This window comes from Streptomyces sp. NPDC036984 (genome assembly GCF_055607665.1).
Map to the genome: position 1 here is coordinate 68,849 of NZ_JBVJRL010000013.1, position 25,621 is coordinate 94,469.

Annotated in this window: 28 protein-coding genes and 2 pseudogenes; 16 read left to right on the top strand and 14 right to left on the bottom strand. The window is 72.6% G+C overall.

The features are described 5' to 3' along the window. Positions 1–42: 42 nt before the first annotated feature. Together ACZ7DL_RS23330 and ACZ7DL_RS23335 are read right to left on the bottom strand one after the other, a co-directional pair. Positions 43–251 (bottom strand): annotated as a pseudogene (locus ACZ7DL_RS23330) (DSD1 family PLP-dependent enzyme); the annotation flags it as partial. Positions 252–350: 99 nt separating this feature from the next. Beyond that, on the bottom strand, positions 351–998 hold the full coding sequence (locus ACZ7DL_RS23335; protein ID WP_470776910.1) for a helix-turn-helix transcriptional regulator: 648 nt from the start codon (positions 996–998) through the stop codon (positions 351–353). A 242-nt stretch (positions 999–1,240) separates the two neighbouring features. Between ACZ7DL_RS23335 and ACZ7DL_RS23340 the strand changes: the two genes are divergently transcribed. Next, positions 1,241–2,020, top strand: coding sequence for a thioesterase II family protein (locus ACZ7DL_RS23340; protein ID WP_470776622.1), 780 nt, complete (start codon positions 1,241–1,243; stop codon positions 2,018–2,020). A gap of 62 nt (positions 2,021–2,082) precedes the next feature. Here ACZ7DL_RS23340 and ACZ7DL_RS23345 read toward each other — a convergent pair whose 3' ends face one another. Both ACZ7DL_RS23345 and ACZ7DL_RS23350 read right to left on the bottom strand, forming a co-directional pair. Then, the gene (locus ACZ7DL_RS23345) at positions 2,083–2,583 is read right to left on the bottom strand and encodes a peptidylprolyl isomerase (protein ID WP_470776624.1); all 501 of its coding nucleotides are present in this window, start codon (positions 2,581–2,583) and stop codon (positions 2,083–2,085) included. Between the two features lie 245 nt (positions 2,584–2,828). Next, positions 2,829–3,722, bottom strand: coding sequence for a winged helix-turn-helix transcriptional regulator (locus ACZ7DL_RS23350; protein ID WP_470776625.1), 894 nt, complete (start codon positions 3,720–3,722; stop codon positions 2,829–2,831). A gap of 107 nt (positions 3,723–3,829) precedes the next feature. Here ACZ7DL_RS23350 and ACZ7DL_RS23355 point away from each other — a divergent pair, with 107 nt between their 5' ends. Both ACZ7DL_RS23355 and ACZ7DL_RS23360 read left to right on the top strand, forming a co-directional pair. After that, positions 3,830–4,498, top strand: a complete 669-nt coding sequence (locus ACZ7DL_RS23355; protein ID WP_470776627.1) for an O-methyltransferase — start codon at positions 3,830–3,832, stop codon at positions 4,496–4,498. A gap of 9 nt (positions 4,499–4,507) precedes the next feature. Then, on the top strand, positions 4,508–5,107 hold the full coding sequence (locus tag ACZ7DL_RS23360) for a chloramphenicol phosphotransferase CPT family protein (protein WP_470776629.1): 600 nt from the start codon (positions 4,508–4,510) through the stop codon (positions 5,105–5,107). Between the two features lie 25 nt (positions 5,108–5,132). Here ACZ7DL_RS23360 and ACZ7DL_RS23365 read toward each other — a convergent pair whose 3' ends face one another. Next, complete coding sequence (locus ACZ7DL_RS23365) at positions 5,133–6,206, bottom strand: NAD(+)/NADH kinase (RefSeq protein ID WP_470776631.1); 1,074 nt, start codon at positions 6,204–6,206, stop codon at positions 5,133–5,135. A 327-nt stretch (positions 6,207–6,533) separates the two neighbouring features. Here ACZ7DL_RS23365 and ACZ7DL_RS23370 point away from each other — a divergent pair, with 327 nt between their 5' ends. Then, entirely contained in the window at positions 6,534–7,241 is a 708-nt protein-coding gene (locus ACZ7DL_RS23370) for a DUF4232 domain-containing protein (RefSeq protein WP_470776633.1), read from the top strand. A 186-nt stretch (positions 7,242–7,427) separates the two neighbouring features. Further along, complete coding sequence (locus ACZ7DL_RS23375; protein WP_470776635.1) at positions 7,428–9,218, top strand: sigma-70 family RNA polymerase sigma factor; 1,791 nt, start codon at positions 7,428–7,430, stop codon at positions 9,216–9,218. A gap of 21 nt (positions 9,219–9,239) precedes the next feature. Here the strand turns inward: ACZ7DL_RS23375 and ACZ7DL_RS23380 are convergent, their stop codons facing one another. Then, a complete protein-coding gene (locus ACZ7DL_RS23380; protein WP_470776912.1) occupies positions 9,240–10,025 on the bottom strand; it encodes an AraC family transcriptional regulator in 786 nt (261 codons plus the stop codon). Between the two features lie 54 nt (positions 10,026–10,079). Between ACZ7DL_RS23380 and ACZ7DL_RS23385 the strand changes: the two genes are divergently transcribed. Then, complete coding sequence (locus tag ACZ7DL_RS23385; protein WP_470776637.1) at positions 10,080–11,318, top strand: MFS transporter; 1,239 nt, start codon at positions 10,080–10,082, stop codon at positions 11,316–11,318. On the opposite strand, the gene ACZ7DL_RS23390 is transcribed toward ACZ7DL_RS23385, so the two are convergent. Beyond that, positions 11,290–11,484 (bottom strand): DUF2795 domain-containing protein, encoded by a 195-nt coding sequence (locus tag ACZ7DL_RS23390; protein ID WP_470776639.1) that lies wholly within the window; start codon positions 11,482–11,484, stop codon positions 11,290–11,292. The genes ACZ7DL_RS23385 and ACZ7DL_RS23390 overlap by 29 nt on opposite strands. A gap of 176 nt (positions 11,485–11,660) precedes the next feature. Here ACZ7DL_RS23390 and ACZ7DL_RS23395 point away from each other — a divergent pair, with 176 nt between their 5' ends. The 6 genes from ACZ7DL_RS23395 to pqqB all read left to right on the top strand — a co-directional run bounded on the left by ACZ7DL_RS23395 (position 11,661) and on the right by pqqB (position 16,070). Then, positions 11,661–11,810 (top strand): hypothetical protein, encoded by a 150-nt coding sequence (locus ACZ7DL_RS23395; RefSeq protein ID WP_470776641.1) that lies wholly within the window; start codon positions 11,661–11,663, stop codon positions 11,808–11,810. A gap of 9 nt (positions 11,811–11,819) precedes the next feature. Continuing rightward, positions 11,820–12,143 (top strand): DUF2795 domain-containing protein, encoded by a 324-nt coding sequence (locus tag ACZ7DL_RS23400; protein WP_470776642.1) that lies wholly within the window; start codon positions 11,820–11,822, stop codon positions 12,141–12,143. 110 nt (positions 12,144–12,253) lie between these two features. Further along, positions 12,254–13,759 (top strand): purine-cytosine permease family protein, encoded by a 1,506-nt coding sequence (locus ACZ7DL_RS23405; protein WP_470776644.1) that lies wholly within the window; start codon positions 12,254–12,256, stop codon positions 13,757–13,759. Continuing rightward, positions 13,756–14,307: a cysteine hydrolase family protein gene (locus ACZ7DL_RS23410; RefSeq protein ID WP_470776646.1), complete on the top strand. Its 552-nt coding sequence runs from the start codon at positions 13,756–13,758 to the stop codon at positions 14,305–14,307. Before ACZ7DL_RS23405 ends, ACZ7DL_RS23410 begins: the two co-directional genes overlap by 4 nt. A gap of 323 nt (positions 14,308–14,630) precedes the next feature. After that, positions 14,631–15,029, top strand: coding sequence for an SseB family protein (locus ACZ7DL_RS23415; protein WP_470776648.1), 399 nt, complete (start codon positions 14,631–14,633; stop codon positions 15,027–15,029). 144 nt (positions 15,030–15,173) lie between these two features. Then, positions 15,174–16,070, top strand: coding sequence for a pyrroloquinoline quinone biosynthesis protein PqqB (pqqB, locus tag ACZ7DL_RS23420; protein ID WP_470776650.1), 897 nt, complete (start codon positions 15,174–15,176; stop codon positions 16,068–16,070). On the opposite strand, the gene ACZ7DL_RS23425 is transcribed toward pqqB, so the two are convergent. From ACZ7DL_RS23425 to ACZ7DL_RS23435, 3 genes are all read right to left on the bottom strand, one after another. After that, positions 16,067–16,465: a MarR family winged helix-turn-helix transcriptional regulator gene (locus tag ACZ7DL_RS23425; protein WP_470776652.1), complete on the bottom strand. Its 399-nt coding sequence runs from the start codon at positions 16,463–16,465 to the stop codon at positions 16,067–16,069. The genes pqqB and ACZ7DL_RS23425 overlap by 4 nt on opposite strands. Before the next feature lie 73 nt (positions 16,466–16,538). Then, on the bottom strand, positions 16,539–16,889 hold the full coding sequence (locus ACZ7DL_RS23430) for a VOC family protein (protein WP_470776654.1): 351 nt from the start codon (positions 16,887–16,889) through the stop codon (positions 16,539–16,541). 58 nt (positions 16,890–16,947) lie between these two features. Then, a complete protein-coding gene (locus ACZ7DL_RS23435; protein WP_470776656.1) occupies positions 16,948–17,391 on the bottom strand; it encodes an ABC transporter permease in 444 nt (147 codons plus the stop codon). Positions 17,392–17,419: 28 nt separating this feature from the next. Between ACZ7DL_RS23435 and ACZ7DL_RS23440 the strand changes: the two genes are divergently transcribed. The 3 genes and pseudogenes from ACZ7DL_RS23440 (at position 17,420) to ACZ7DL_RS23450 (ending at position 19,095) form a co-directional block, all read left to right on the top strand. After that, the gene (locus ACZ7DL_RS23440; RefSeq protein ID WP_470776658.1) at positions 17,420–17,623 is read left to right on the top strand and encodes an ATP-binding protein; all 204 of its coding nucleotides are present in this window, start codon (positions 17,420–17,422) and stop codon (positions 17,621–17,623) included. Further along, positions 17,620–18,335, top strand: a pseudogene (locus ACZ7DL_RS23445) (response regulator). Before ACZ7DL_RS23440 ends, ACZ7DL_RS23445 begins: the two are co-directional and overlap by 4 nt. Before the next feature lie 43 nt (positions 18,336–18,378). Beyond that, the gene (locus ACZ7DL_RS23450) at positions 18,379–19,095 is read left to right on the top strand and encodes a hypothetical protein (protein WP_470776660.1); all 717 of its coding nucleotides are present in this window, start codon (positions 18,379–18,381) and stop codon (positions 19,093–19,095) included. Here the strand turns inward: ACZ7DL_RS23450 and ACZ7DL_RS23455 are convergent. From ACZ7DL_RS23455 to ACZ7DL_RS23470, 4 genes are read right to left on the bottom strand one after another with little or no spacing between them, the layout of a single operon-like run. Then, positions 19,076–20,107: a LacI family DNA-binding transcriptional regulator gene (locus ACZ7DL_RS23455; RefSeq protein ID WP_470776662.1), complete on the bottom strand. Its 1,032-nt coding sequence runs from the start codon at positions 20,105–20,107 to the stop codon at positions 19,076–19,078. The two genes, ACZ7DL_RS23450 and ACZ7DL_RS23455, sit on opposite strands and share 20 nt — an antisense overlap. Beyond that, positions 20,104–21,009 (bottom strand): carbohydrate ABC transporter permease, encoded by a 906-nt coding sequence (locus ACZ7DL_RS23460; protein ID WP_470776664.1) that lies wholly within the window; start codon positions 21,007–21,009, stop codon positions 20,104–20,106. The genes ACZ7DL_RS23455 and ACZ7DL_RS23460 overlap by 4 nt, the downstream gene beginning before the upstream one ends. Continuing rightward, positions 21,006–21,983, bottom strand: coding sequence for a carbohydrate ABC transporter permease (locus ACZ7DL_RS23465; RefSeq protein WP_470776666.1), 978 nt, complete (start codon positions 21,981–21,983; stop codon positions 21,006–21,008). Before ACZ7DL_RS23465 ends, ACZ7DL_RS23460 begins: the two co-directional genes overlap by 4 nt. Beyond that, positions 21,980–23,296, bottom strand: a complete 1,317-nt coding sequence (locus ACZ7DL_RS23470) for an ABC transporter substrate-binding protein (protein WP_470776668.1) — start codon at positions 23,294–23,296, stop codon at positions 21,980–21,982. Before ACZ7DL_RS23470 ends, ACZ7DL_RS23465 begins: the two co-directional genes overlap by 4 nt. Positions 23,297–23,532: 236 nt before the next feature. On the opposite strand from ACZ7DL_RS23470, the gene ACZ7DL_RS23475 reads away from it, so the two are divergent. Next, the gene (locus ACZ7DL_RS23475) at positions 23,533–25,554 is read left to right on the top strand and encodes a beta-galactosidase (RefSeq protein ID WP_470776670.1); all 2,022 of its coding nucleotides are present in this window, start codon (positions 23,533–23,535) and stop codon (positions 25,552–25,554) included. Positions 25,555–25,621: the final 67 nt, after the last annotated feature.

Here is a 25,621-nt window from a genome sequence, read left to right on the forward strand (position 1 = left end):
CGGGAGGAGGGCGGAAGGAGGGTGGACCGACGGCTGTGCGGGTCACCAGCCGGTGATGCGCGGCCAGTACGCCTCGATCGAGGGCGCGGAGGCTGCGGCGGCTCGGGAGCCGTCGATGACGTGGTAGCCGTGGTGCTGGGCGGCCGTGGCGCAGGCATGGTTGGGCAGGACGCGCAGGCGGGTGCCGACGGGTAGTTTTCGGGCAGCGGGGCGCCGTCGCGCGCGGTGAGGGTGCCGTGCTCCTGGCCCGCGCCGCGTACTGTCCACGTCCACCACGGCGAACGGGGTGTCGGGGCCGGCCAGGGTCCGGGTGGCGGGGGAGGGGGCGGTGCCCATGGTCGCGTGGCCCTTCACTTCGCGTAGTTGTAGACCGTCGCCCGGGAGACGCCGAGCAGGTCCGCGATGGTCTGCGCGGCGTCGCGCGAGTCGAAGTAGCCGTCGCGCTGGAGCTGTCGTACGAGCGCCTTCTTGTCCTCCCGGCTCAGGGAGCGGGGAGTGGTGGCGCGCTCGGCGGCCCGGGCCTCCACCGCTTCGCGCAGCTCGCGCGCGGTGCGGTCCCGCAGGGCCTCCAGGGGTTGATCGCGGTGGTCGGTGTCCGTGGCCACGAGGTTCGACAGGGCGAGGGTCACCGGGGAGAGCACGGACACGTCGAGGTTCAGGCACAGTGCCGCGATGTACTCGCCGGCGGCGTTCTTGATGCCGATGGACGTGCTCTTCGCCGGGCGGCCGTCGGGGAACCGGTTGGGATAGTTCTGGATGACGCTGGGGTACTCCGGATCGGCGATCCGTGCGAGGCCCAACTCCGTTGCGGAGTCACCGACCTGACGTCCCGACAGGTTGTTCTCGATCGCGCGGATGGCCTGGTCCGGGTCCCGCAGGTCGTGCAGCACCACCTCGCACAGGCCGGGGAACATGCGGCCCAGCGCGACGGCGATCTTCTCTGCCTCCCGGATGAGGTGCTCGTCCGCGCCGTCCGCGTCCGCGCCGTCCGCGTCCATGGCGTCCGCGCTGTCCGCGTCCGCACCATGTGCGAGGTCGTCCATGGGCCTCTCCCGGGTCTCTCCCGCGCACCTTTGATTTCTTGTCTATCTCTAGACGGTGAGTCTAAGGAGCGTGGGCGGCCACTGTCCAGTGCCTCCCCCGGCCGGCCGCGCCAGGCCGCCCTCCTCCGGGCGTCGAGGTCCAAGTACGGTCGGTACCAGCACACTTCGCACACAGCACGTTCCACCGAGGGGGACACATGGCCGACCGGTCCAGCGCAGAGCACCAGATGTGGCTGCGCAGCTTCCATCAGGCGGCGCCGGGTGCGCCGAGGCTGCTCTGCCTGCCGCACGCCGGCGGCTCCGCGAGCTTCTTCTTCTCCGTCTCCAAGGCCCTGTCGCCGACGGTCGACGTGCTCGCGGCGCAGTACCCGGGCCGCCAGGACCGCAGGGAGGACCCCGTGGCGGGCTCCGTCCAGGAACTCGCGCACGGGGTGTTCCGCGCGCTGGACGAGCGGGAGGACACGCCGCTGGCCCTGTTCGGGCACAGCATGGGCGCCATGGTCGGCTTCGAGCTGGCCCGGCTGCTGGAGGCCGCCGGGCGGCCGCCCGCGGTGTTCTTCGCCTCCGGCCGCCGGTCTCCGTCCGACCGGCGGACCGAGACGCTCTACGCGGGCGACGACACGCGGCTGATCGAGGAGCTCACCAAGCTGGACGGCACCGACGCCGCCCTGCTCCAGGACGAGGAGATGCTGGAGCTGATCCTGCCCGCGCTGCGGGCCGACTATCACGCGGTGGAGACCTATGAGCGCACGCCCGGGCCCGGGTTGAGCTGTCCCGTGGTCATGATGACCGGCGACGCCGACCCCCGGTTGACCCCCGACGAGGCCCGCTCCTGGTCCGAGGAGACCGACGGCCCGTTCGAGCTCCATGTCTACCCCGGAGCCCACTTCTATCTGGTGGCGCAGCAGCAGGCCGTGCTGGCCCGGATCGAGGCCACGCTACGACGGCTCGGCCTCACCGATGGAGCGGCGGTCTGAGCCGGTGAACGGGACGCGACGCGGGCGGCACCGACGGACCGGTGCCGCCCCGGCGGTGTGCGTCAGCCGAGAACCTTGGCGGACTCGATGACCACGGACTCCGTGGGGACGTCCTGGTGTCCCTGCAGGCTGCCCGTCTTGACTCCCTTGATGGAGTCGACGACGTCCTGACCCTCGGTGACCCGGCCGAACACGGTGTAGCCCCAGCCGTTCGGGGTCTTCGACGAGAAGTTGAGGAAGGCGTTGTCCGAAACGTTGACGAAGAACTGGGCCGTCGCGGAGTGCGGGTCGCTCGTCCGCGCCATCGCCACGGTGTAGTTGTTGTTCTTCAGGCCGTTGTCGGCCTCATTCTGGATCGGCGCCATGGTGGGCTTCTGGCGCATGTCCGGGGTGAAACCGCCGCCCTGGATCATAAAGCCGTTAATTACCCGGTGGAAAATCGTGCCGTCGTAGTGGCCGCTGCGCACATACGCCAGGAAGTTCTCGACGGTCTTGGGCGCCTCGGCGTCGTTGAGTTCCAGCACGATGCGTCCGAAGTTGGTGTTGAGCTCGACTGACGACATCAAAATCTCCTTATTCCGGTGGGGCTTGCCCACGTTACGGTACGGCCCTGGCGGCCGTTCTCCGGTGCGATCGAGGACCACGGACGACGAGACGCTCAAGCGCACCATGGAATATACGACCACAGGGGGCACACCCGGTGCTCAGCGCCCCGGGGTTCGAACGGCCATCCGGGTCATCTCCGGCCCCGGCCCGCGGTCTCCCGCACGCTTTTCGCGGGCAATACCGGGCCCCGCGCACGGCCGCCTCAGCCGGCCCGGTCCGGCCCCGACGCCGTGGCGAGGGCGAGGGCCCGGTCGACGGCGGCGGGGATGTCGCTGACGGGGAAGAGCGTGTGGCGTACCGTCCGGTCCGGGCCGACGACCAGGATGAGCCGCTTGATGCGCAAGTCCTGTCCGGCGCGGAAGGCCGGCAGCCGCAGCGCCGCGGTGAGCTGGAGCCGGCCGTCCGACAGCAGCGGGAAAGGCAGCTCCTCGGCCCGCGCGAACGCGGCCTGCTCCGGCGGCGACTGGGTGCTCACCCCGCGCACGGCGACCCCGGCCGCGGCGAACCGCGGCCAGGCGGCGCGGAACTGCCGGTTCTCCAGCGTGCACCCGGAGCCGCCCGGGACGGGCGGCGCGGCCAGGCCGGCCGGGAGGCCGGGGACGCCGGTGGCCGGGTAGGCGAAGAGCACGGTGGCGCGCGCGTCCTCGGCCACGGGGTCGTGCAGGTGCCCGTCGGTCCCCGGCAGGCGCAGGTCCGTGGGTACGCGCTCGCCGGCCAGGGCCGCGACGCGGCGGGCCTCCGCGCCGTCGTCGGGTGCCTCGCCGGTGAGCGTGCCGTCGCCCAGCAGCCACCGGTCGGCCCAGTCCTGAAGCGCCACCAGGACGGGCAGCAGGCCCCGGCCCTGTTCGGTCAGCACGTACTCATGGCGCGGCGGGCGGTCCTGGTAGCGGCGGCGCTCCAGGACCTGATGGTCGGTCAGAGTGCGGAGCCGCTCCGCGAGGACCTTGCGGGAGACGGCCAGTTCCTGCGCCAGCCGGTCGAAGCGCACGTGCCCGCGCGCGACCTCCCGCAGCACCAGCAGGCTCCACCAGTCGCCCACCACCGCCGCGGCCTGCGCGATGCCGCACGCGTCGTCGGCCACACGCCGTGGACTCATCGTCGTACTCCCCGAGCTGACAGGTATGCGGACAACCGTTGACGGACCGCCACCGGCCTCTAGTAGGTTCCCTCAGGGAAGGTAGTGGGTATCGAAAGGGAACGCACATGGTGCAGCAGACCTGGCAAGCCGTCGACGACTACTTCAACGGTCTGCTCGTGGAGGAGGACGCGGCCCTGCTCGACGCCGTCGCGGACAGCGAGGCGGCGGGGCTGCCGCCGCACCAGGTGGCCCCCAACCAGGGCAAGCTCCTGCACCTGCTGGCCCGCATCCAGGGCGCCCGCAGCATCCTGGAGATCGGCACGCTCGGCGGCTACAGCACCATCTGGCTCGCCCGGGCCCTGCCGGCGGACGGCCGGCTCGTCACCCTGGAGGCCGACGAGCGCTGCGCGGCCGTCGCGGCGGCCAGCCTCGCCCGCGCCGGGCTCGACGCCGTGGCGGACATCCGCACCGGCCGGGCCCTGGACACCCTGCCCCGGCTGGCCGACGAGGGCGCCGGCCCCTTCGACCTGGTCTTCATCGACGCCGACAAGCCCAGCAACCCGGACTACCTGGAGTGGGCGCTGCGGCTCACCCGGCCCGGCAGCGTCATCATCGGCGACAACGTCGTCCGCGACGGCGCGGTCGCCGACCCGGCCGTCACCGACCCGCGCGTCCAGGGCGTGCGCCGCTTCACCGAACTCATCGCGGAGCACCCGCGGCTGACCGCCACCACCTTGCAGACCGTCGGCGCCAAGGGGTACGACGGCTTCACCCTCGCGCTGGTCACCGGCTGAGGCGAACCGATGACCGCCGACGACCCGGCCCACGCCCGCATCCCCGACACACCCGCCGGGGGTACGGTCGTCCTGCTCAACGGCGCCTCCAGCTCCGGCAAGTCGAGTATCGCCCGGGCCCTGCTCGACGTCCTCGACGGCACCTGGTTCCATCTGCCCGTCGACGCCTTCCACAGCATGCGCGGCGGCCGGCCCATCGCCGACGCGGACCTCCAGGCCGAGATCGACCGCACCGCCAAGGGCTTCCACCGCGCCGTCGCCGGGATGGCCGCGGCGGGCAACAACCTCGTCGTGGACCACCCGCTGAGCCGCCGCTGGCGCCTGCTGGACCTCCTGGGCCTGCTCGAACCGCGGGACACGGTCCTGGTCGCGGTCCGCTGTCCGCTGCCGGAACTGGAGCGCCGGGAACGCGCGCGCGGGGACCGGCAGCCGGGGCTCGCCGCCCTCCAGTACCCGCACGTCCACGCGCACGGCCCGCACGACCTGGACGTCGACACCGGCGTCCTGTCCCCGCGGGAGTGCGCCCTGCGCATCCGCGACCTGCTCCGGGAGCGCCCTCGTCCCACCGCCTTCGAGGAGCTCCGGCGGACCCTGGGCGCCCCGCTCTGAGTCTTGGTCCGGGACAGCCCTCGACTCAGGACGGCGGGGGAGTGCCGCCGGGCGCCGCGGGCAGCGCCAGGTGGGCCAGGTCGCCCGGCGGCGGTGTGGTCACCGGCCACAGCGGAGCGGCGTCCCCGTCGGCGAGCGCGGCCGGCGCGTCGGTGAGGTGCATGCGCTCCCGCAGCCGGCTGTAGAAGTCCATCGGACCGAGCCGGACCGCCTTGAGCCGGCGGCGAGCGGCATACACGCCGATCCAGTCGCCGGGATTGAGGACACCGCGCACCTGGCCGTCGATGCTGACGGCGGCCCGGCCCGACCGCTCGAGCACCTTCAGGGCGATCGGCTCGTCGGGGGCGGCCACGACCGACCGGTTGAACGCCATGTGCGGGGCGACCGGCGTGAAGATGAGCCCCTCGGCGCGCGGCGAGACGACCGGACCGCCGGCGGCGAAGCTGTACGCGGTGGAGCCCGTCGGCGTGGCGACCAGCAGCGCGTCGGCCGAGTAGGACGCGAGGAGCCGGCCCGCCAGATAGACGCCGACCGACACCTGCCGGTCCCTGGCCAGCTTCTCCACGACGATGTCGTTCAGCGCGGTCACGTTCAGGGCCACCCCCCAGTCGTCACCCACCTCGCACTCCATGCGTACCTGGGGCGGGGGCAGCAGCGGCCCACGGCCGTACCGCATCAGCTCCTCCATGTCCCGCGGCACCTCCAGCCGGCACGACGCCCGCAGGGTGAGCAGCATCCGGCTCTCGACGGTGATCCGCTCCTCCCGCACGGCGTCCAGCGCCTCGCGCACCGCCGTGGCGGGGACCTCCGTCAAGAAGCCCACCCGGCCGAGGTCGACGCCGAGGACGAGGGCGTCGTTCTCGGCCGCCAGCCGGGCACCGCGCAGGAAGGTCCCGTCACCGCCCAGGGTGACGATGAGGTCCGGATCGCCCGCCGCGTCGATCTCCTCCCGGGCGTGGTGCCGCTCGCCCTCCTGCCACACGTCGATGTCGGCACACCCGACGGCGTGCTCGGCGCACCACGCGTGCACGGCGCCCGCCGCCGCCACGGCCTCCGCCCGTCCGCCGTGCACGACCAGGCCGACACGGTTCACCGTCATATCCGTACACCCGCCTCCCAGTCGGCTCGTACCGAGCGCCATCCTCGCGGCGGACCGCCCCGGCCCGGCGCGCGCCACGCCGCCGCGGACCGCTCCGTGCGGCTCTCTTCCCCTCGGATCCATCCCCGGCCCGGCCCGGCTTCTGTGCCCGTCCGGACCTGAACACGTCACCGCCGTGTCACAGCGGAAGCACAGGGGAACCCGGGAGCGCTGCGCCCGGTCTGTACCGGTGAGCACGGGCCGAGCACGGGCCGAGCACCGGCTGAGCACCGGCCTCGTGCCGGTTTCCTGACCACGCACCACGCACAGAAGACATCGGGGGAATCCATGCAGCACCGACCCACCGGCCGCGCCACCGCGGCGGCCCTGGCCACGATCGCGGCCACCCTGTCCCTGGCGGCCTGCCAGGCGGGCGGCGGAGCACCCGAAGCCAAGGCGACGCCGACCGCCGCGGCCTCCGCGCCGTCCTCGGCTTCTCCGGCCGCCGCCTCCCCGGGGAGCTCGACGACGTCCGCCGCCAGCCCCGCCGGCGACGCCCCGGCCGCGTCGCCCGCCACTGCCTCCCCGGCCGCGCACACCACCTCGGGCACCGTGCCGCCCTGCACGGTGAAGGCGCTGGAGGCGACGGCGTACCAGGCCTCCGTACGGCCCCCGGGCACCGGCACCGGGGCGGCGATCGTGCGGTTCACCAACGTCTCCGGGGCCGCCTGCGTGCTGCGCGGCCACCCGACGGTGGCCGGGGCGGCCAACGGCTCACCGCAGCACTCCATCCCGTTCAAGGTGACCCCCACGGGCACCGCGTCCGCCGTACGGCTCGCGCCGAGCGGTAGGGCCTGGGTGAAGCTGACCTTCGTGCAGGTGCAGGGCGAGGCGGACGGGTACTGCGCGTCCGGCGCGACGCCCTCGACCTATCCGACGCTGGTGGTCGGCCTGCCCGGCGCCGGAGCACACCAAGTCGCCCTGGAAGACGGGCTGTTCGCCGAGTGCGACGACAAGGTCACGGTGACGCCGGTGACGGCGGCCAAGCCCTCCTGACCGCGTCGGCCGCCGGTCCGCCGTACCGCGGCGGGCCGGCCCGTGTGACCTTCTCCATTGCGGCCCTCGTGCCGCCCCTGTGAGTCTCGCGTCGAACGACTTTCCGAAGAACTGTTATCGGCACCGCGCCCAGCGGTCTCCCAGTCAGCGGACAGCATCGTTCGGCGTCGACGACAGGGAAGTTTGATGAGGACACAGCACACGGTGGATCCGGCGGCACTGGTGAACGCCGCCCGAGCGGGCGACCCGGCGGCCCAGGACGCCCTGGTGAGCGCCTACCTCCCGCTGGTGTACAACATCGTGGGGCGGGCCCTGAACGGTTCGGTCGACGTCGACGACGTGGTCCAGGAGACCATGCTCCGGGCCCTCGACTCGCTCGGCGACCTGCGCACCCCGGAGAGCTTCCGCTCCTGGCTCGTGGCCATCGCCATGAACCGGGTGCGGGCGCACTGGCAGGACCGGCAACTCGCGCCGGGCGCCGTGGAGGAGGCCGGCGACCTCGCCGATCCGGGCGCCGACTTCGTGGACCTGACCATCGTCCGGCTCCAGTTGTCCGGCCAGCGCCAGGAGACCGCGCGTGCCACACGCTGGCTGGAGCCGGACGACCGGGAGGTGCTGTCGCTGTGGTGGCTGGAGTGCGCCGGTGAGCTGACCCGGGCCGAGGTGGCCGCGGCCCTGGGCGTGTCGCCGCAGCACACCGCCGTTCGGGTGCAGCGGATGAAGGCGCGCCTGGAGGCGGCCCGGGTGGTCGTACGGGCACTCGACGCGCACCCCGCCTGCACGGAGTTGCGCGGTGTGCTCGCCTCCTGGGACGGCGTGCCGTCCGCCCTCTGGCGCAAGCGAATAGCCCGGCACGCCCGGGAGTGCGCGCGCTGCGGCGGCCTGTGGAGCGGCCTGCTGCCCGCGGAGGGCCTGCTGGCCGGGCTGGCCCTGATCGCGGCGTCGCCGGTGCTGCTCGCGACCACACGGTCCGCGGCGGCCGGTGTGACCGCGGCGGGCTCGTCCGCCCCGATCCCGCCGTCGGACCCGCAGACCGTGGCCTTGGCCATGGACGGGGCCACCGGCGGACCGGACGAGGGGAGCCACGGAGCGGACATGCACGGCTCGGGGACGGACGCGGGGGCCCACGGAGTGGACTTGCACGGCTCGGGCTCGGACGCGGGTGGCTCCGGAGCGGACTTGGCCGGGTCCCGGGCGGACGCCCCGGTCGGGCTGCGGGCCGCTCGTCGCCGTACGGCGGCCCGGGGCGAGGCGCGTCGGCGCCGGCGCGTGCGGCGGCGGGCCGTCGGGGGCGCCGTGGTGGCGGCCTGTCTGACGGGCGGCGGGCTCTGGTACTTCGGCACCGACTCGGGACCGGAGACCAAGAACACGACCGCCGCGCGGGCCGCCGGCGCGCCCGCCGTGGACCTCGCCGAACCCAGCGCCGCCGAGACCTCGGCGTCACCCTCCGCGTCCCCGTCGCCGTCCGCGTCGCACTCGAAGAAGCCGGGTGCCTCCAAGAGCCCCCGCCCGGCGCGGACGAGCAGCACACCCCGGGCCGAGCGGCCCGCGCCCGTGCGCACCTCCCGGGCCCCGCAGCCGCAGTCGGCCCCCGTGGGCACGGTGGCGCAGGTGGTCGCGCTGGTGAACAAGGAGCGGGCCGCGGCCGGGTGCGGTCCGGTCACCGAGGACCCGCAACTGGAGAGGGCCGCGCAGGGCCTCTCCGACGACATGGCCGCCCGCGGCTTCTTCGACCACACGGACCCGGACGGCAACGGCCCCGGCGAGCGCATCACCGCGGCGGGCTACCGCTGGTCCACGTACGGGGAGAACATCGCCCGGGGCCAGCAGACCCCGCAGGCGGTCATGGACTCCTGGATGAACAGCCCCGGTCACCGCGCCAACATCCTCAACTGCTCGTTCAAGAACATCGGCGTGGGCGTCCACAACGGCTCCGGCGGACCGTGGTGGACGCAGGACTTCGGCGCCAAGATGTGAGCCGCCGCCCCGGACGGGCTGTCACGGCTGCGCGGCCCGGCCGACGGGATCGCCGTACGGCCGTGCCGCCGCCGCTGCGCTGCCCGGCGTGTACCCGAAGGTGCGCCGGAAGACGTCGATGAACGCGCTGGCCGAGGACCAGCCGCAGCGGTGCGCCACGGTCGTCACCGGCGTCTTCTCGGCCAGCAGGACCAGCGCGTGGTGCAGCCGCATCTGGGTGCGCCACTGCGGGAACGTCATACCGAGGTCGCGGCGGAACAGCCGGGAGAGGGTACGGTCGCTCGCCCCCACCTCCCGGCCCAGCTCCGCCAGGGTGCGGCCGTCGGCAGGATCGGCGCGCAGGATGTCGCACAGCGCGCGCAGCACGGGTGACGCGGGCGTCGGCAGGTGCAGCGGCTGCTGGGGCGAGGCGCGCAGCTGGTCCAGCAACACCGCGCGCAGCCGCGCCCGTTCGGGACTGCCGTCGTCCGGGGCCCGGGTGTGGGCGACGATCAGTTCGCGCAGCAGCGGGCCGACGGCGAGCACGGTCGGCGCGTCCAGGCCGAGCGGGTTCTCGGTCGCGGGCAGCCCCACCAGATGCAGGTCGAGCGCGCCGTGTGCCTGGTGGGCGTGCACGGTCCCGGCCGGCACCCAGATGGCGCGGTCGGCCGGGGCGATCCAGGTTCCCGCGTCGGTGGTGACGGCCAGTACGCCCCGGCGCGCGTAGACGATCTGATGGTCGTCGTGCCGGTGGGCGGATATCCCCGCGCCGGAGGCCAGCCGCTGGGTGCGGGTGGGGGCGACCGGATCATGGCGGATCTGCGGCATCATGTGGCAGTTTATCGAAAGCGCGTCAGGCGGGCCGGGCCAGAGCATGGCCGGGTGCGAAGGAAAGCATCCATCATCCTGCTGTCCGTCGGGCATGCCTGCGTCGACGTCTACCAAGGGGCCGTGGCGTCCCTCATCCCGTTCCTCATCGCCGAGCGTGCCTACGGCTACGCCGCCGCCTCGGGCGTCGTGCTGGCCGCCTCCCTGCTCTCCTCGGTGGCGCAGCCGCTGTTCGGCGCGCTCACCGACCGCCGGGCGATCCCCTGGCTGCTGCCGGCCAGTACGCTCCTGGCCGGCCTGGGCATCGCGCTGAGCGGGAGCAGCGGCTCGTACGCGCTCACCCTGGCCTGCGTGGCGCTGTCCGGGGCCGGCGTGGCCGCCTACCATCCCGAGTCCGCCCGCGTCGCCCGGCTGGCCGGCGGCGGCAGCCACAGCGCCATGGCCTGGTTCTCGCTGGGCGGCAACCTGGGTTTCGCCCTGGCCCCGCTCCTGGTCACCGCCGTCGTGGGCACCGGCGGACTGCGCTGGACCCCGCTGCTGGTGCTGCCCGCGCTCGCCGGCGCGGCGCTGAACCTGGCCGTCCTGCGCGCACCCGCCCAGTGGCAGCGGCTTCGCGGTACGACACCGGCGGCCGGCGCCGACGACAGGGCGTCCTTCCTGAGGCTGACGCTGGCCGTGGTGTGCCGCTCGGTCGTGTTCACCGGCCTGAGCAGCTTCCTGTCCCTGTACGCGGCGCAGCGCCTGGGCGGCAGCACGGTCGCCGGTACGGCCGCGCTGTTCGTGCTCTATCTGGGCGGCGCGGCCGGTTCGGTGCTGGGCGGCAGGCTCGCCGGGCGCTGGGACCGGGTCACGGTGTGCCGCTGGTCGTACCTGCTCTCCGTGGCGGCGGTCGCGGGCGTGGTGTTCGTCCCCGGCCCTGCCCTCTACCTGTGCGTGGCCCTGACCTCCGCCGGCCTGTACGTCCCCTTCTCCCTCCAGGTCACGCTCGGCCAGGACTACCTGCCCTCACGGATCGGCACCGCCGGCGGCATCACCCTCGGACTGACCGTGAGCATCGGCGGGCTGACGAGCCCCCTGATCGGCAGACTCGCCGACGCCACGTCGCTGCGCACCGCCCTGGCCCCGCTGGTGCTGATGCCGGTGCTGAGCTGGCTGCTGTTCCGCACCCTCCCCGAACCCGCGGGCCCCGGCGTCCCCCCGTCCGGACCCGCGCGGCGGCCGGAGCCCGAAGGCCCGGCCGCCGCGCACCTGGGGCGGGACGCCGTCACTCGTTCTGGAAGACGGCCTTGCTGACCTCGGCGGGATTCTCGAACTTCTTCTTGCCGAGGTGGGAGATCCGCTCGGTGATCTCCTTGGGCGCGTGGTTGTTCTCGGCGACCTTCCGAAGCTGCTCGGGGTTGGCCGGGTACTCCGCGCCGGACAGGGCTTTCTGCAGATCAGGTGGGGTGATACCCGCCATGGTTCCTCCAGGCGGTGAGATGGTCTCGGTCTTGCGACCGGCGCCGCATGCTGCGCCGGACTGGTCAGGTACCCACCGGGCAGAAGCGGATTCCAGGATTCCGGCGGCTGATGGGTCCCGCGGCGCACGGGTACTCGGGGTCTTCGGAACCGGCACGGTATGTCTGCGAGGACCCGATGAGCGAGAACACCCCTTCCCAGGCCGAGGGCGAGCGGGTGGCGGACGCCCCCGAGGAGGAGCAGCCGCCCCGCACCACTCCGTCCCAGGCGGAGGGAGCCGACCCCGCCGACGACAACTCGGACGCGGACGACGCGGACGACGCGTAGGGAGGCGTCATGAGCACGGCACACACCAGCGTCCCCGAGGTGCTGGACGCGGTGAAGGACGTGACCTACCCGGCCGACAAGGACCGGCTGGTCTCGGCCGCACGGGAGGCAGGCGCCTCCGAGGAGGTCGTCACGGCCCTGCGCGGCATGCCCGCGGAGGAGTACGCCGGCAAGGCGGAGGTGGCGAGGTCGGTCCGGGTGGATCCGGACTCGGACCTCGGCCTCGACGCCGGACAGCGGGCGGAGCAGGCCCGGCACGGCGGCAAGCCCGGTCTCGCCCAGCATCTGCGGGAGGAGCCGAAGACCCCGATCCACGAGGAGTTCGACCGCTGACCTGCTGAGCCGCGGGTGGCCGGCACCGCCCTCGGGCCGCCTTGACGCCCCCAGGGTGCCGACCTAGCGTGATCGAACACGTCCGGACAGGTGGGGCAGGTGGCTCGGCGATGACGTATCCGCAGGACTCTCCGGACGGCGGAGCCACCGGCCGCTCGCTCCAGGTGGAGACGCACGGGCTCGACGTGATCGCGGACGCGGAGCGGCGGGGCACCCCGCGCAGCCTGTTCTGGCCCTGGTTCGGGGCCAATGTCTCCGTCCTCGGCCTCAGCTACGGCGCCTTCGCGCTGGGCTTCGGCATCTCGTTCTGGCAGGCCCTCACCGCCGGCGTGCTCGGCATCGTCGTCTCGTTCCTGCTGTGCGGCTGCATCGCGGTCGCCGGGAAGCGCGGCTCGGCGCCCACCATGGTCCTCAGCCGGGCCGCGTACGGCGTGCGCGGCAACCGGCTGCCGTCCGTGATCTCCTGGATGCTCACCGTCGGCTGGGAGACCGTCCTCACCGCGCTCGCCACGATGGCGACCGCGACCGTCTTCAGCCGCCTCGGCTGGGGTGGCGGCACCGAGACCGAGGTGGTCGGCCTGCTGGTGGTGGCCGCACTGACCGTCGTCGGCGGCGTCATGGGCTTCGACCTGATCATGCGGCTCCAGACCTGGATCACCCTGATCACGGGCGTGCTCACGATCGTCTACATCGCCTTGGTCGCCGACCACATCCACGGCAGCACGGTGGCGGACATCCCGGCGGGCTCGGCGCAGGAATTCGTCGGCGCGCTGGTGTTCATGATGACCGGCTTCGGCCTCGGCTGGGTCAACGCGGCCGCCGACTACTCCCGCTATCTGCCCCGCGGTTCCTCCAGCCGGGGCGTGATCGGCTGGACCGCCTTCGGTGCCTCCCTGGCGCCGCTGGTCCTGCTGGTCTTCGGCCTGCTGCTGGCCGGTTCCTCCGAGAAGCTGAGCACGGCGATCGCGGCCGACCCCATCGGCGCGCTGACGACGCTCCTGCCGACCTGGTTCCTGGTGCCGTTCGCCGTGGTCGCCGTCCTCGGCCTGGTCGGCGGCGCCGTCCTCGACATCTACTCCTCCGGCCTGGCCCTGCTCTCGGCAGGCCTGCGCGTGCCGCGCTATCTGGCCGCGTTCTTCGACGGCGTGCTGATGATCGCCGGCGCGATCTACATCGTGTTCTTCGCCGACAACTTCCTCGGCCAGTTCATGGGCTTCCTCACCACGCTCGGCGTGCCCATCGCGGCCTGGGCCGGTGTCATGCTCGCCGACCTGGCCCTGCGCCGCCGCGACTACGACGAGGGCGACCTGTACCGCCCGCACGGCCGCTACGGCGACGTCCCCCTCCTCCCGCTGTTCCTCACCCTCGCCGCCACGGCAGTCGGCTGGGGCCTGGTCACCAACTCCGCGGCGAGCTGGCTGAGCTGGCAGGGCTACCTCCTGGAGCCCCTGGGCCTCGGCGGCAGGACCGGCGCCTGGGCCTACGCCAACCTGGGCGTCCTGGTCGCCCTGGCGCTCGCCTTCCTCGGCACGCTGCTGCTGGGCCGGGACCGGATCCGGAAGCAGGAGGCCCAGGCCCCCAGCCCGGCGCCCGACGAGGGGGTGCTGAACCCATGAGCGCCGGACACCTCACCGTCATCGACATGCAGCGCGTCTTCGCCGACCCGGCGAGCCCCTGGGCCACCCCGCGGTACGCCGACGCGGCGGCGGGCGTCCGCAGCCTGCTGCCGGCCTTCGCCGGCCGCGTCACCTTCACCCGCTTCCTGGCCCCCGAGCGGCCGGTCGGCGCCTGGCGCGCCTACTACGACGAGTGGCCCTTCGCCCGCCGGTCCCCGGATGCCGAACTCTGGGCGCTGACCGACGAGTTCGCCGACCTCGCGGACCACGTCGTGGACACCACCACCTTCGGCAAGTGGACCCCCGAGCTCGCCGCCCGCGTCGGCCCGGACGGCCGTCTGGTGCTGGCCGGCGTCAGCACCGACTGCTGTGTGCTGTCCACCGCCCTGGCCGCCGCCGACGCCGGCACCGAGGTGCTGGTCGTGGCGGACGCCTGCGCCGGCGTGGACGACGACTCCCACGTCAGGGCCCTCCAGGTGATGGAGCTGTACCGGCCGCTGGTCCGGATCACCACCATCGCCGACCTCCTCGCGCAGGCCGAGCAGTGAACGGGGCCCCGCTCGCGCACCAGCCGATCAGCAAGATCCTCGCCCGGGCGGCCGAGCCGACCCTCGGCTTCGGGTGAGCCGGCAGCCGCTTCACCGGCCGAACGGCTGACCGAGCCAGGGCGGTTCGTCATTCCCGTCGCAGCGGGGGGGCTCGGTCGGTCATCGACGCGTCCCCGTGTCGGGCGCGCCCCCGCACCCCCCGATGGAGATCGAGGTCTTCCTCGCGCATGCCCCGCACCCCACCGGGTACGCGAGGCGGGAGCACGCCCGGGCACCAGCCCGTCCGGGCGGCCTGTACGACCGCCGCTACCTGGGGATCTGCCATGGAGACACCCGCACAAGACCACCTGCCGACGCCCGCCCAGCAGGCACTGGACGCGCTGGCCGTGAACGCCGAGGACCAGTCCGCCCTGGACACCCTCGCGCACAGTGACGTACTCGTCCCGGTGCCCGACGACGCGGTGGACGGGGAGGGTGCCGACGCCACGACGGTGGCTCTGCCCGTCCTCGAACAGCCCGGAGGCGACCCGGTCGTCCCGGTGTTCACCTCGGAGGGCGAGATGGCCGAACTGCTGCCGTTCGTCTCGCGCTACCGCCTGATCCCGCTCGGCGCGCTCGCCGCGCAGTGGCCCGAGGAGGACCTCTCCCTCGCCATCGACGGCAGCTCCGCCCACGGGCTGACCCTCACGTCACAGGGAGTGCGCACCTTGCTGGCCCGGTGATCCGGCGCCCCTGAGACGCCCCTGACGGGCGGCGAACCGCGCGGGCAAGGACGGCCGGAACTGCTCTCCGGCGCCGGTGGTCACCGGCTCATCCGGAGGGAAGATCCCAGCGGGAGACAAGTCCGGGCGAGCGTGAAGGAGCCGATGGCCGTGAGGGTCGTCCTGCTGGGTACTGCCGCCGGGGGCGGCTTCCCACAGTGGAACTGCGCATGCGCGCTGTGCACCGCCGCCCGGGACGGCAAGCTGCCGTCCCGGGCGCAGGAGTGTGTCGCCGTCACCGGCAACGGCCGTGACTGGTGGCTGCTGAACGCCTCCCCCGACCTGCGCACCCAGCTCGCCGCCACGCCTGCCCTGTGGCCCGGCCCCGGCCCCCGGGACACCCCGCTGCGCGGAGTGCTCCTCACCGACGCCGAGGCCGACCATGTGACCGGCCTGAGCGAGCTGCGCGGCGCGGCCGGCCTGAAGGTCTACGCCGCGCCGCCGGTACGCGCCGTCCTCGCCCCGGTCCGCGCCGCGCTGGGCCGCTACGCGCCCTGGGAGTGGGTCGACAGCCTGGCCGACGGTGGCTTCGTGCTGGCCGGCGGCCTCGTCGTGACCGCCCATCCGATGGGCGCGAAGATCCCGAAGTACGTTCCGGCGCAGGCACCCGCGCCCGCGGGTCCGTGGGTGACGGCGTACCGCGTCGAGGATCTGGCCAGCGGAGGAGTGCTGGTGTACGCGCCCTGCGTCGGCTCCTGGAGCCCCGCCCTGGAGGAGCTGTGCGCCGGGGCCGACTGTGTGCTGCTGGACGGCACGTTCTTCGCCGCCGACGAGATGGGCACGGCGGTGCGTTCCGGCGCCGGGCAGGCCGCCATGGGCCACCTGCCGGTGACCGGGCCGGCCGGCACCCTCGCCGCGCTGGCCCGCCACCCCGGCGTACGCCGCGTCTACACCCACCTCAACAACACCAACCCGCTCCTGGACCCCGCCTCACCCGCACGCGCGCATGTCGCCGAGCACGGTGTCGAGGTGCTGCCGGACGGGACCGAGCTGGTGCTCTAGCGCTCCTGCTCCGCGAGCATGCGTTCCAGCACCGCCCGCTGGAGGGGCAGCACCTCGGCGTGCAGCTCGCGGCCCTTCCGGGTGAGCGCCACCCACACCCCGCGCCGGTCCTCCGCGCACACCGAGCGCTCCACCAGTCCGTCCTTCTCCAGCCGGCCGATCAGCCGGGACAGGGCGCTCTGGCTGAGATGGACCCGCCCGACGAGGTTCTGCACCCGGCACTGGTCGCCCTCCCCGGGCGACGAGGACGCCAGGATGTCCAGCACCTCGAAGTCGCTGGCGCCCAGCCCGTGGGGGTGCAGCGCGCGGTCGATCTCGCACATCGTGCGCGCGTGCACGGAGAGGATGTCCCGCCACCGTTCCTCGAGCCGGGTGTCGGCCGTCTTGACTGCCATAACCGCACGGTAGCACCGAACCGGCCAATCGTTGAGTGTGCAACTAGTGCGGGCGGGAGCGACCGGACGAGGCTCAGGCGGCCGGATCCTGGAGCAGCCCCATCAGGTTGCCGTCGGCATCCTTCACGGAGGCGATCAGCCGTCCGTTGCCCACGTCCCGCACGTCCTGGAGTACTTCGGCGCCGGCCTCCAGCAGGACGGCGAGCCGCTCCCGGAGATCGGTGACGTGCCAGAACGGCACCGGCCCGGTCAGACCCTGCGCATGCCCGTTCGGGTCGAGACCGACGTCCTGCCCCGCGGCCTTGAAACCGACGTAGTACGGCTCGTCGACGTACGGCTCGACCCCCAGCAGGGCGGTGAACAGGGCCTTGGCCCGCTCCCGGTCCTTGACGGGGTAGATGATCGTCTGGAGGCCGGCGGTCATGGAACTCACTCCTTCTGAGGTGCGTGGCCCGACGGGGTTCCTCGTCGGTGCTTACACGCTAGGGCGGGGTAGCCCGCCGCGGCTTCTTTGATCCTGACCGGTTGCGGCACCCGGGCCTCACTCGTTGTGCAGCACCTCCGCGACCGCGCGCCGGGCCGCGCGCCGGGCGGGGACCCAAGGCGCCCATGACGGCGACCAGGACACCGGCGAGAGCCGGCGGCGCGAGGACCGGCGCATGCCAGACGTCCGTCATGTACGCGGGCAGGACGATGTCCACGCCCGCGGCCATGCGCGGAACCACCACCTGGTAGGCGGCGATGCCCAGAGGCACGCCCAGCAGCGATCCCAGCGCGCCGAGCACCGCCATCGACGTCACCGTCATCACCGTCACCTGGCGCGGGGTCATGCCGATCGACTCCAGCATGCCGAGGTCGCGGCGCCGGTCGTGGGTGTTGAGCACGGCTGTGTTGAACACGCCGAGGGAGGCGACCAGGGCCAGCATCAGGGTGAGGCCTGTCGCGGAGCCGACGATGGTGGTGGTGACGCTGTTCGACCCGCTCAGCTGGACGGACAGCCCCGGACCGGCCGCGCCGAAACCGCACGGCGAGGGCACCGGGCGCGGACTGCTCGGCCTGCGCGAGCGGGTCGCCGTCTACGGCGGTGACCTGGACGCCCGGCGCAGACTCGGCGGCGGCTTCCGCGTACGCGCCCGCATACCCCTGGACCGCCCGTGACCCCGGACGCGCCCGAGCGGGCGCCCCGCGTCCTGATCGCCGACGACCAGACGCTGATCCGCACCGGATTCCGGCTGATCCTCACCGCCCGGGGCATCGAGGTGGCCGGCGAGGCCGCCGACGGCGCCGAGGCGGTCGCCGCGGTCCGCGAACTGAAGCCGGACGTCGTCCTCATGGACATCCGCATGCCGGTCATGGACGGCCTGGAGGCCACTCGGCGCATCCTGGCCGACGCCCCCGACTGCCGGGTGCTCATGCTGACCACCTTCGACCTGGACCGGTACGTGTACACGGCCCTGTCGATCGGCGCCAGCGGCTTCCTGCTCAAGGACGTCACCCCGGAGCACCTGGCGGCGGCCGTACGCCTCGTCGGCACCGGCGACTCCCTGCTGGCCCCGCAGATCACCCGGCGCCTGGTCGAGCGGTACGCGGCCGATGCCGAGCAGATCCCCCCGCCGTGCCCGCGGACCTGGCCGCCCTGACCCCGCGCGAGCGGGAGGTGCTGGAGCTGATGGGCCGCGGCCTGTCCAACGGCGAACTGGCCGCCGAGCTGACCCTGAGCGAGGCCACGGTCAAATCCCATGTCGCCCGCATCTTCGCCAAGCTCGGCCTGCGCGACCGCGCCCAGGCGGTGGTTCTCGCCTACGAGACGGGGCTGGTGCGACCGGGCGAGCAGCCGCGCCGCCCCGATGCGCGGGTGCGAACTGAGTAGCCGTACTCATGCCCGGTCGGCGCCCGCCCCCGAGACTGCACCCATGCAGCCGACTTCGAACAGAAGAACCTTTGCCCAGCGGGCAGTTGGGCGCGCCCGGGTCCGCAACCGCGCCGTGCCGCTCGCCCTGTGCGCCCTGGTCCTCGCCGCCTGCGGCACCGACCGGGCGGGCGGCGAGCCCCAGGGAGCCGACGGTGCCGGCAGCCGGCCCGTGGCCGCGCGTACGCAGTCCGAGGGCCCGGAGTTCGTCGCGTTCATGGAACTCCTGGACTCGCTCGCCGAGCCGTGTGTGCCGCAGCCGCCCGCCACCGCCTCGCCGGAGCCGTCCGAGACCGCGGCACCACGGACCGCTCCCACACCCCTTCCCTCGCTCCCGGGCGGCCCGCCGGCCCCGGACGGCACCGGGACCCCGGCGAACCCCCGCGAGGAGGTGCCGCTGGGCGCCGTCGAGAAGTGCGAGGCCCGTGTCCACGTCCGCCGGATCACCGACGCCCTCGACAAGACGCCCGATCCCACCCCGGGCCAGGTCAAGGACGTGTTGCGCGGCCTCGGCTACCTCGACGAGCGCATCGACGGCCCGCAGAGGGCGGGCGGATCCGTGACCTTCACGCTCGACCTGCGGGTCATGGGCGGCCAGCTGTGCCTGGACGGCACCGTCACCGGCGAGCGGACCACCGTCGCGCCGTACGGCGCCTCACCGCAGGTCGCATGCCAGGCCGTGCGCCTCGGCGCACCGAACGTCACGTCGAGTCGCGCTTGACCAGCTCCGTCGGCAGGATCACCGCCGCCGGGTCCTCACCGCCGATCTGGGCCAGCAGCACCCGCACCATCTCGTTGCTGATCCGGTCCCACGGCTGCCGGATGGTGGTGAGCGCCGGGGTGGCGGCGGTCGCCGCCGGCGAGTCGTCGAAGCCGCCGACGGCGATGTCGTCCGGCACCCGCCTCCCGGCCCGGTGCAGGGCCGCCAGCACGCCCTGCGCCATCAGGTCGGAGGCGACGAACACGGCATCCACGTCCGGCGCCTGCGCCAGCAGCCGCTCCGCGCCCGCCTCCCCGCTGGCCCGGCTGTAGTCGCCGGAGACGATGAGCCGCTCGTCGGCCGCGATGCCCGCCTCGGCGAGCACCTCCCGGTAGCCGGCGAGCCGCTCCACACCGCCCGGCGTGTCCGGCGGGCCGGTGACCACGCCGATCCGGCGCCGGCCCAGCGACAGCAGATGCCGGACCATGTCCCGGGCGCCGTCCCGGTCGTCGGCGGCCACGTAACTCACCTTCGAGCCCAGCCCGATCGGCTTGCCGCAGGCCACCAGCGGCACGCCCGCCTCCCGCAGCTCCTCGGCGACCGGATCGCCGGAGTGGCTGGAGACCAGCAGCACCCCGTCGACATGCCCGGCGGTGATGTACCGCGTGATCCGGCGCCGCTCGTCCTGCGTGCCCGCCAGCATCAGCAGCAGCGGGATGTCGTGCGCGGCCAGCGCCTGGGTGCAGCCGCGCAGCAGGACGTTGAAGTTGGGGTCCTCGAAGAACCGCTCCTGCGGCTCGGTCAGCAGGAAGCCGACCGAGTCCGAGCGGCCGGTGATCAGGGAGCGGGCGTGCCGGTTCACGACGTACCCGGTCCTGCGGATGGCGGCGTTGACCGCTTCCTGGGCGGCGGGGCTGACGTAGTGGCCGCCGTTGAGCACACGCGAGACGGTGCCGCGCGAGACACCTGCCTCGCGCGCCACGTCGTGGATCGTCGGCGGTTTGCGCCGGCCCCCCGTATTGCTCATGGTCATGACTTTACGGCCCCGGACAGCAGATCCAGACTCCAGAAGCGCTGAATGACCAGGAAGAGAGCGATCAGCGGGAGCACCGCGAGGAACGCGCCCGTGATCACCAGGGTGTACAGCGCCGGGGTGTTCGAGCCCTGCTCCAGCAGCGTGTACAGACCCAGCGTCAGCGGGAACTTCTCGTCGTCGCTGAGCATGATGAACGGCAGCAGGAAGTTGTTCCAGATCGCGACGAACTGGAACAGGAACACCGTGACCATGCCGGGGATCATCATCGGCAGCGCGATCCGGGTGAAGATCCGCCACTCGCTCGCCCCGTCCATCCGCCCGGCCTCCACCACATCGGCCGGCACCGCGGCGGACGCGTAGATCCGGGCGAGGTAGACGCCGTACGGGGAGAGGATCTGCGGCAGCAGCACGGACAGGTAGGAGTCCGTGAGGTCGGCCTTCGCCAGCAGCAGGTACTGCGGGATCGCGAGGATCACCGGCGGCATCAGCACGCCCGCGAGCAGCACGTTGAACATCGTCTCGCGGCCGTGGAAGCGGTAGGTCGCGAGCGCGTAGCCGCTGAACGCCGAGACGGCCGTGGAGAGCAGGGCGCCGAGACCGGCGTACAGGGCGGAGTTGCCCATCCACTTCCAGTACACGCCGTCCCGGTAGGCGTTCAGGTCCTTGAGGTTGTCGGCGAAGCCGGTGCCGGGCAGGAAGGTGAAGGTGGAGAACAGCTCGCGCCCGGACTTGGTGGAGGCGATCACCACCCAGGCGACCGGCAGCAGCGTGTAGATCGCGCCGAGCAGCAGGGTGAGCGTCGGGATCAGCGTGATGCGGCGGCGCAGCGGCGGGCCCTGTGCCGTACCCGGGGTGGTGCCGGCGGCCGGGGCGGCCTTGCGGACGGCGAGGGCACTCATCCTGCTGCCTCCTCCTTGTTGCGACGGTTCGCGGCCCGCAGGAACGCGAAGGACAGCACCAGGGTGGCCAGCGCGATCAGGGTCGCCTCGGCGGCGGCCGAGTAGATGTCGCCGCGGCGGAAGGCGTCCTGGTACACCTTCATCAGCGGACTCCAGCTCGTGTTGACGGAGTTGGTGAGCGGCTTGAGGGTGGTCGGCTCGTTGAACACCTGGAGCGTCGCGATGATCGAGAAGAAGAAGGTCAGCACCAGCGAGGGCGCCACCATCGGAATCTTGATGCGCAGGGCGATCTGGAGCGGGGTGGCGCCGTCCAGCTTCGCCGCCTCGTAGACCTCGGCCGGGATGGACCGGAGCGAGGTGTAGATGACGATCATGTTGAACCCGGTGCCGCCCCAGACCGCGATGTTCGACAGGGCGAGATAGAGCGGACCGCCGTCCAGCAGGTCCGGCTGCGGCAGGCCCAGTTCGTCGAGCACGAAGTAGAACGGGCTGACGTCCGGCAGGTACAGAAAGCCCCACATCAGCGCAGCGACCACGCCCGGGATGGCGTACGGCAGGAAGATCGCGAGCCGGGTGAACGGGGCGAGCCGCACCTTGTCGGAGTCCAGCATCAGCGCGAACAGCAGCGCGAGGCCGAGCATCACCGGGACGACGATGCAGCCGTAGCCGAGCACGCGCAGCGCGCCGTTCAGCAGCTCGCTGTCCCGGAAGGCGTCGGTGTAGTTCTCGAAGCCGGCCCAGACTTCGCTCCGCGCACCCGGCCCCAGGCCGAGACCGGACACATGCACCTTGCGGAAGCTGAGCCAGACCGCGTACCCGATGGGCAGCGCGAAGAAGAGAGCGAAAAGGAGCGTGGCGGGGAGGAGGAAGACATAGGGCGCGCTGCGCGCTCGCTTGAGGGCGGTGGTGGGAGACGGGTGGGCATACGGGGCCCCCTTGACCCCGTATGCCTCCCGGCTTTGCGTGCTGGTCACCGAGAGACTCCGAAGCCCTGCTTCTTCATGTCAGCGACCGTGGCGTCCTGCATCTTGTCCAGGGCGGCGGTGAAGTCCGACTTGGTCTTGGCGGCGGCGCCGAAGGCGTCGTTGAAGGTCGCGTAGGCGACGTTCACGTTCGGGCCCCACGCGGAGGGCGCCGTGGTCTTCGCGATGTCGGCGGCCCTGGTGTAGAAGTCCGGCTGGTTGGAGAAGTACGCCGGCGGGTTGGAGAAGGCGCCGCTCAGCTGGGCGGAGGTGGAGGCCGGGTAGATGCCGCCCTCCTTCGCCAGCGCGTTCAGGGCGTCGTGGTCGGTGTTCAGCCAGGCGGCGAACTTGGCCGCGGCCTCCTTGTGCGCCGAGTCGGTGGTGACGGCCGTGGAGGAGCCGCCCCAGCTGCCGGTGACGTCCTGGTCCAGCGACCACTGGGGGAGCGGGGCCATGGCCCACTTGCCCTTGGTGTCCGGCGCGGCCGTGGTGAGCGTGCCCGGCGCCCACACGGCGCTGACCCAGGCGATCTCCTTGCCCGTGTTCAGCGCCTTGTTCCAGGCAGGCTGGTACATGGGCTGGTTGTCGATGACACCTTCCTTGACCAGCCCGCCCCAGAACTTGGCGACCTTCCGGGTGGCCGCGTCGTTGATGGAGACCTTCCACTTGTCCCCGGAGGTGGTCCACCACTTGGCGCCGGCCTGCTGGGCGAGACCCGCGAAGAGGCCGGAGTCGTTTGCGGAGAAAGTGGTCAGGGACTTGTCCGGCGCCTTCTTCTTCAGCGCGCGAGCCGTCTCGGCGAACTGCTCCCACGTGGTGGGGACCTTCAGGCCGTACTTCTTGAACAGGTCCTCGCGGTAGTAGAACATCATCGGGCCGATGTCCTGCGGCACCGCGTAGACCGCGTCCGTGCCGAGCGTGGTCTGCTGCCAGACGCCCTCGGCGAACTTGCCCTTGGCGTCGCCGACTTCCCCGGATATGTCGGCCAGCGCGTCATTGCTGACCAGCGTCGGCAGCGCCTGGTACTCGGCCTGCACCAGGTCCGGGGCCTTGTCCGCCTTGTGCGCGGTGAGGATCTTGGTGACCAGTGTGTCGCCGGACGCCTGCTTCTTCACCGTGACGGTGATCTGGTCCTTCTTGCCCGGCCCCTTGTTCCACAGGTCCACGACCTTGTCCATGCCGGGTGTCCAGGTCCAGTACGTCAGCGAGACCGGACCCGACTCGGCCTTGCTGTCGTCCTCGGAACCGCAGGCGGCGAGGGCGGTGGCGCCGAGAGAGACGGCGACGGCGGTTGTCACGAGGCGGCGGCGCTTCGTGTGCGGCATGGTTTCTCCCCTGACCTGGGTCCCCGCCCGCTGCGGGGACCTGCCATGCAGATGTGCACGTTCACATGACCTGGGCGCTCACCTGACGGAAGTCCCTGCCATGCTTCTGTGAGCGTTCACAGTAGAGAAACATCCCGGACACTTGTCAATGGTTGTTGCTGTGCGGTTATGTTGGGCTTGCACCGCCTCCGCTGTGTGTGCACGTTCCCAAATGATCGATTTCACGGGAGACATCCATGCCGGACACCGGCCCCAGGGACCTCACCAGGCTCGCCTTCGGCGGGGACTACAACCCCGAGCAGTGGCCGGAAAACGTCTGGCAGGAGGACGTCCGGCTGATGCGCGAGGCCGGCGTCACGATGGTGAGCGTCGGGATCTTCTCCTGGGCCCTGCTGGAGCCGGCGCCGGGGGAGTACGACTTCGGCTGGCTCGACCGGGTCATCGATCTGCTGCACGCGAGCGGCATCCGCGTCGACCTCGGCACGCCCACCGTGGCGCCGCCCGCGTGGTTCTACCGGGCGCACCCCGAGGCCCTCCCGGTCACCGCCGAGGGCATGCGCTACGAGTTCGGCTCACGCGGCGCGATCTGCCACAGCAACCACGACTACCGCGCCGCCGCCGCGGCCGTCACCACCCGGCTCGCCCAGCACTACGGCGACCATCCGGCCCTCGCGATGTGGCACGTCCACAACGAGTACGGCGTCCCGGTCTCGGCGTGTTACTGCGACTCATGCGCGGCCCACTTCCGCCGCTGGCTCGCCGACACCTACGGCACGGTCGACGCGGTCAACGAGGCATGGGGCACGGCCTTCTGGGGCCAGCGCTACGCGGACTTCGCCCAGATCAACCCGCCCAGGGCCACCCCGACCGTCGGCAACCCGGGCCAGGCGCTGGACTACAAGCGGTTCGCCGACGCCACCATCCGGGAGAACTTCCGCGCCGAGCGGGACATCCTGCACCGCCTCTCGCCGGGCGTCCCGGTCACCACCAATTTCATGACCGCCCTCAGCCAGTGCGACTCCATGGACTACTGGGCCTGGGGCCGCGAGGTCGACCTGGTCACCAACGACCACTACCTGATCACCGACGGCCGCCGCACCCACGTCAACCTCGCGATGGCCGCCGACCTCACCCGCTCGGTCGCCGGCGGCGCCCCCTGGCTGCTGCTGGAGCACTCCACCTCGGGCGTCAACTGGCAGCCGCGCAACCCGGCCAAGGCACCCGGCCAGATGGCCCGCAACTCCCTCGCGCACGTGGCGCGCGGCTCCGAGGGCGCGATGTTCTTCCAGTGGCGCCAGTCCCGGCGCGGCGCCGAGAAGTTCCACTCGGCGATGCTGCCGCACGGCGGCACCGAGACCCGGGTGTGGCGCGAGGTGGTCGAACTCGGCGCCGCCGTCGACACGCTGAGCGAGATCCGCGGCACCCGCACCCAGGCCGACGCGGCCATGCTGTGGGACTGGCAGTCCTGGTGGGCCCAGAACCTCGCCTGGCACCCCAGCGAGGACCACGACCCGCGAGAGCGCGCCGACTCCTTCTACGAGGCCCTCTACGACCGCCACCTCACGGTCGACTTCGCCCACCCGGAAGCCGACTTGTCGGCTTATCACCTGGTGGTCGTGCCGGCCCAGTACCTGATGACGCAGACCGCGGGGGACAACGTCCGGGAGTACGTGGAGAACGGCGGCACGCTCGTGGTGTCGTACTTCTCCGGCATCGTGGACGAGCACGACGCCGTCCACGACGGGGCCTACCCGGGCGCGCTGCGGGACGTCCTCGGCCTGACCGTGGAGGAGTTCTCCCCGCTGCTGCGCGACGAGCGCGTGCGGCTGACCGGTCCCGACGGCTCCGAGCTGACCGGCGACGTGTGGACGGAGTTCGTCGTCCCGCGCGGAGCCGAGACCGTGTGGACGTACGCCGACGGGCTCACCGCGGGCCGGCCGGCCATCACCCGGCACCGGTTCGGGCGGGGCACCGCCTGGTACGTCTCCACCCGCCTCGCCGCCCACGGCCTGGACGCGCTGATCGGCTGGGCGGCCGACGACGCCGGGCTCGCCCCGCGTGCCGGCCTGCCGCGCGATGTCGAGGTCGTGCGCCGTCGAGGCGAGTCGGGGAGCTACCTCTTCGTCATCAACCACACCGCCGGCGACACCAAGGTGCCGCTGGACACGCCCGGCACCGAGCTGCTGACGGGCGAACGCGCCGCGAGCCGCCTGGCGGTTCCCGCGGGGGCCGTCCGGGTCGTCCGACTCGACGGCTGAGCCGGCTCCCCTCCGCCCGCGTGTGCCACGAGAGCCGTGGGCGGAGGGGTTCTCCTCCAGCCCCACT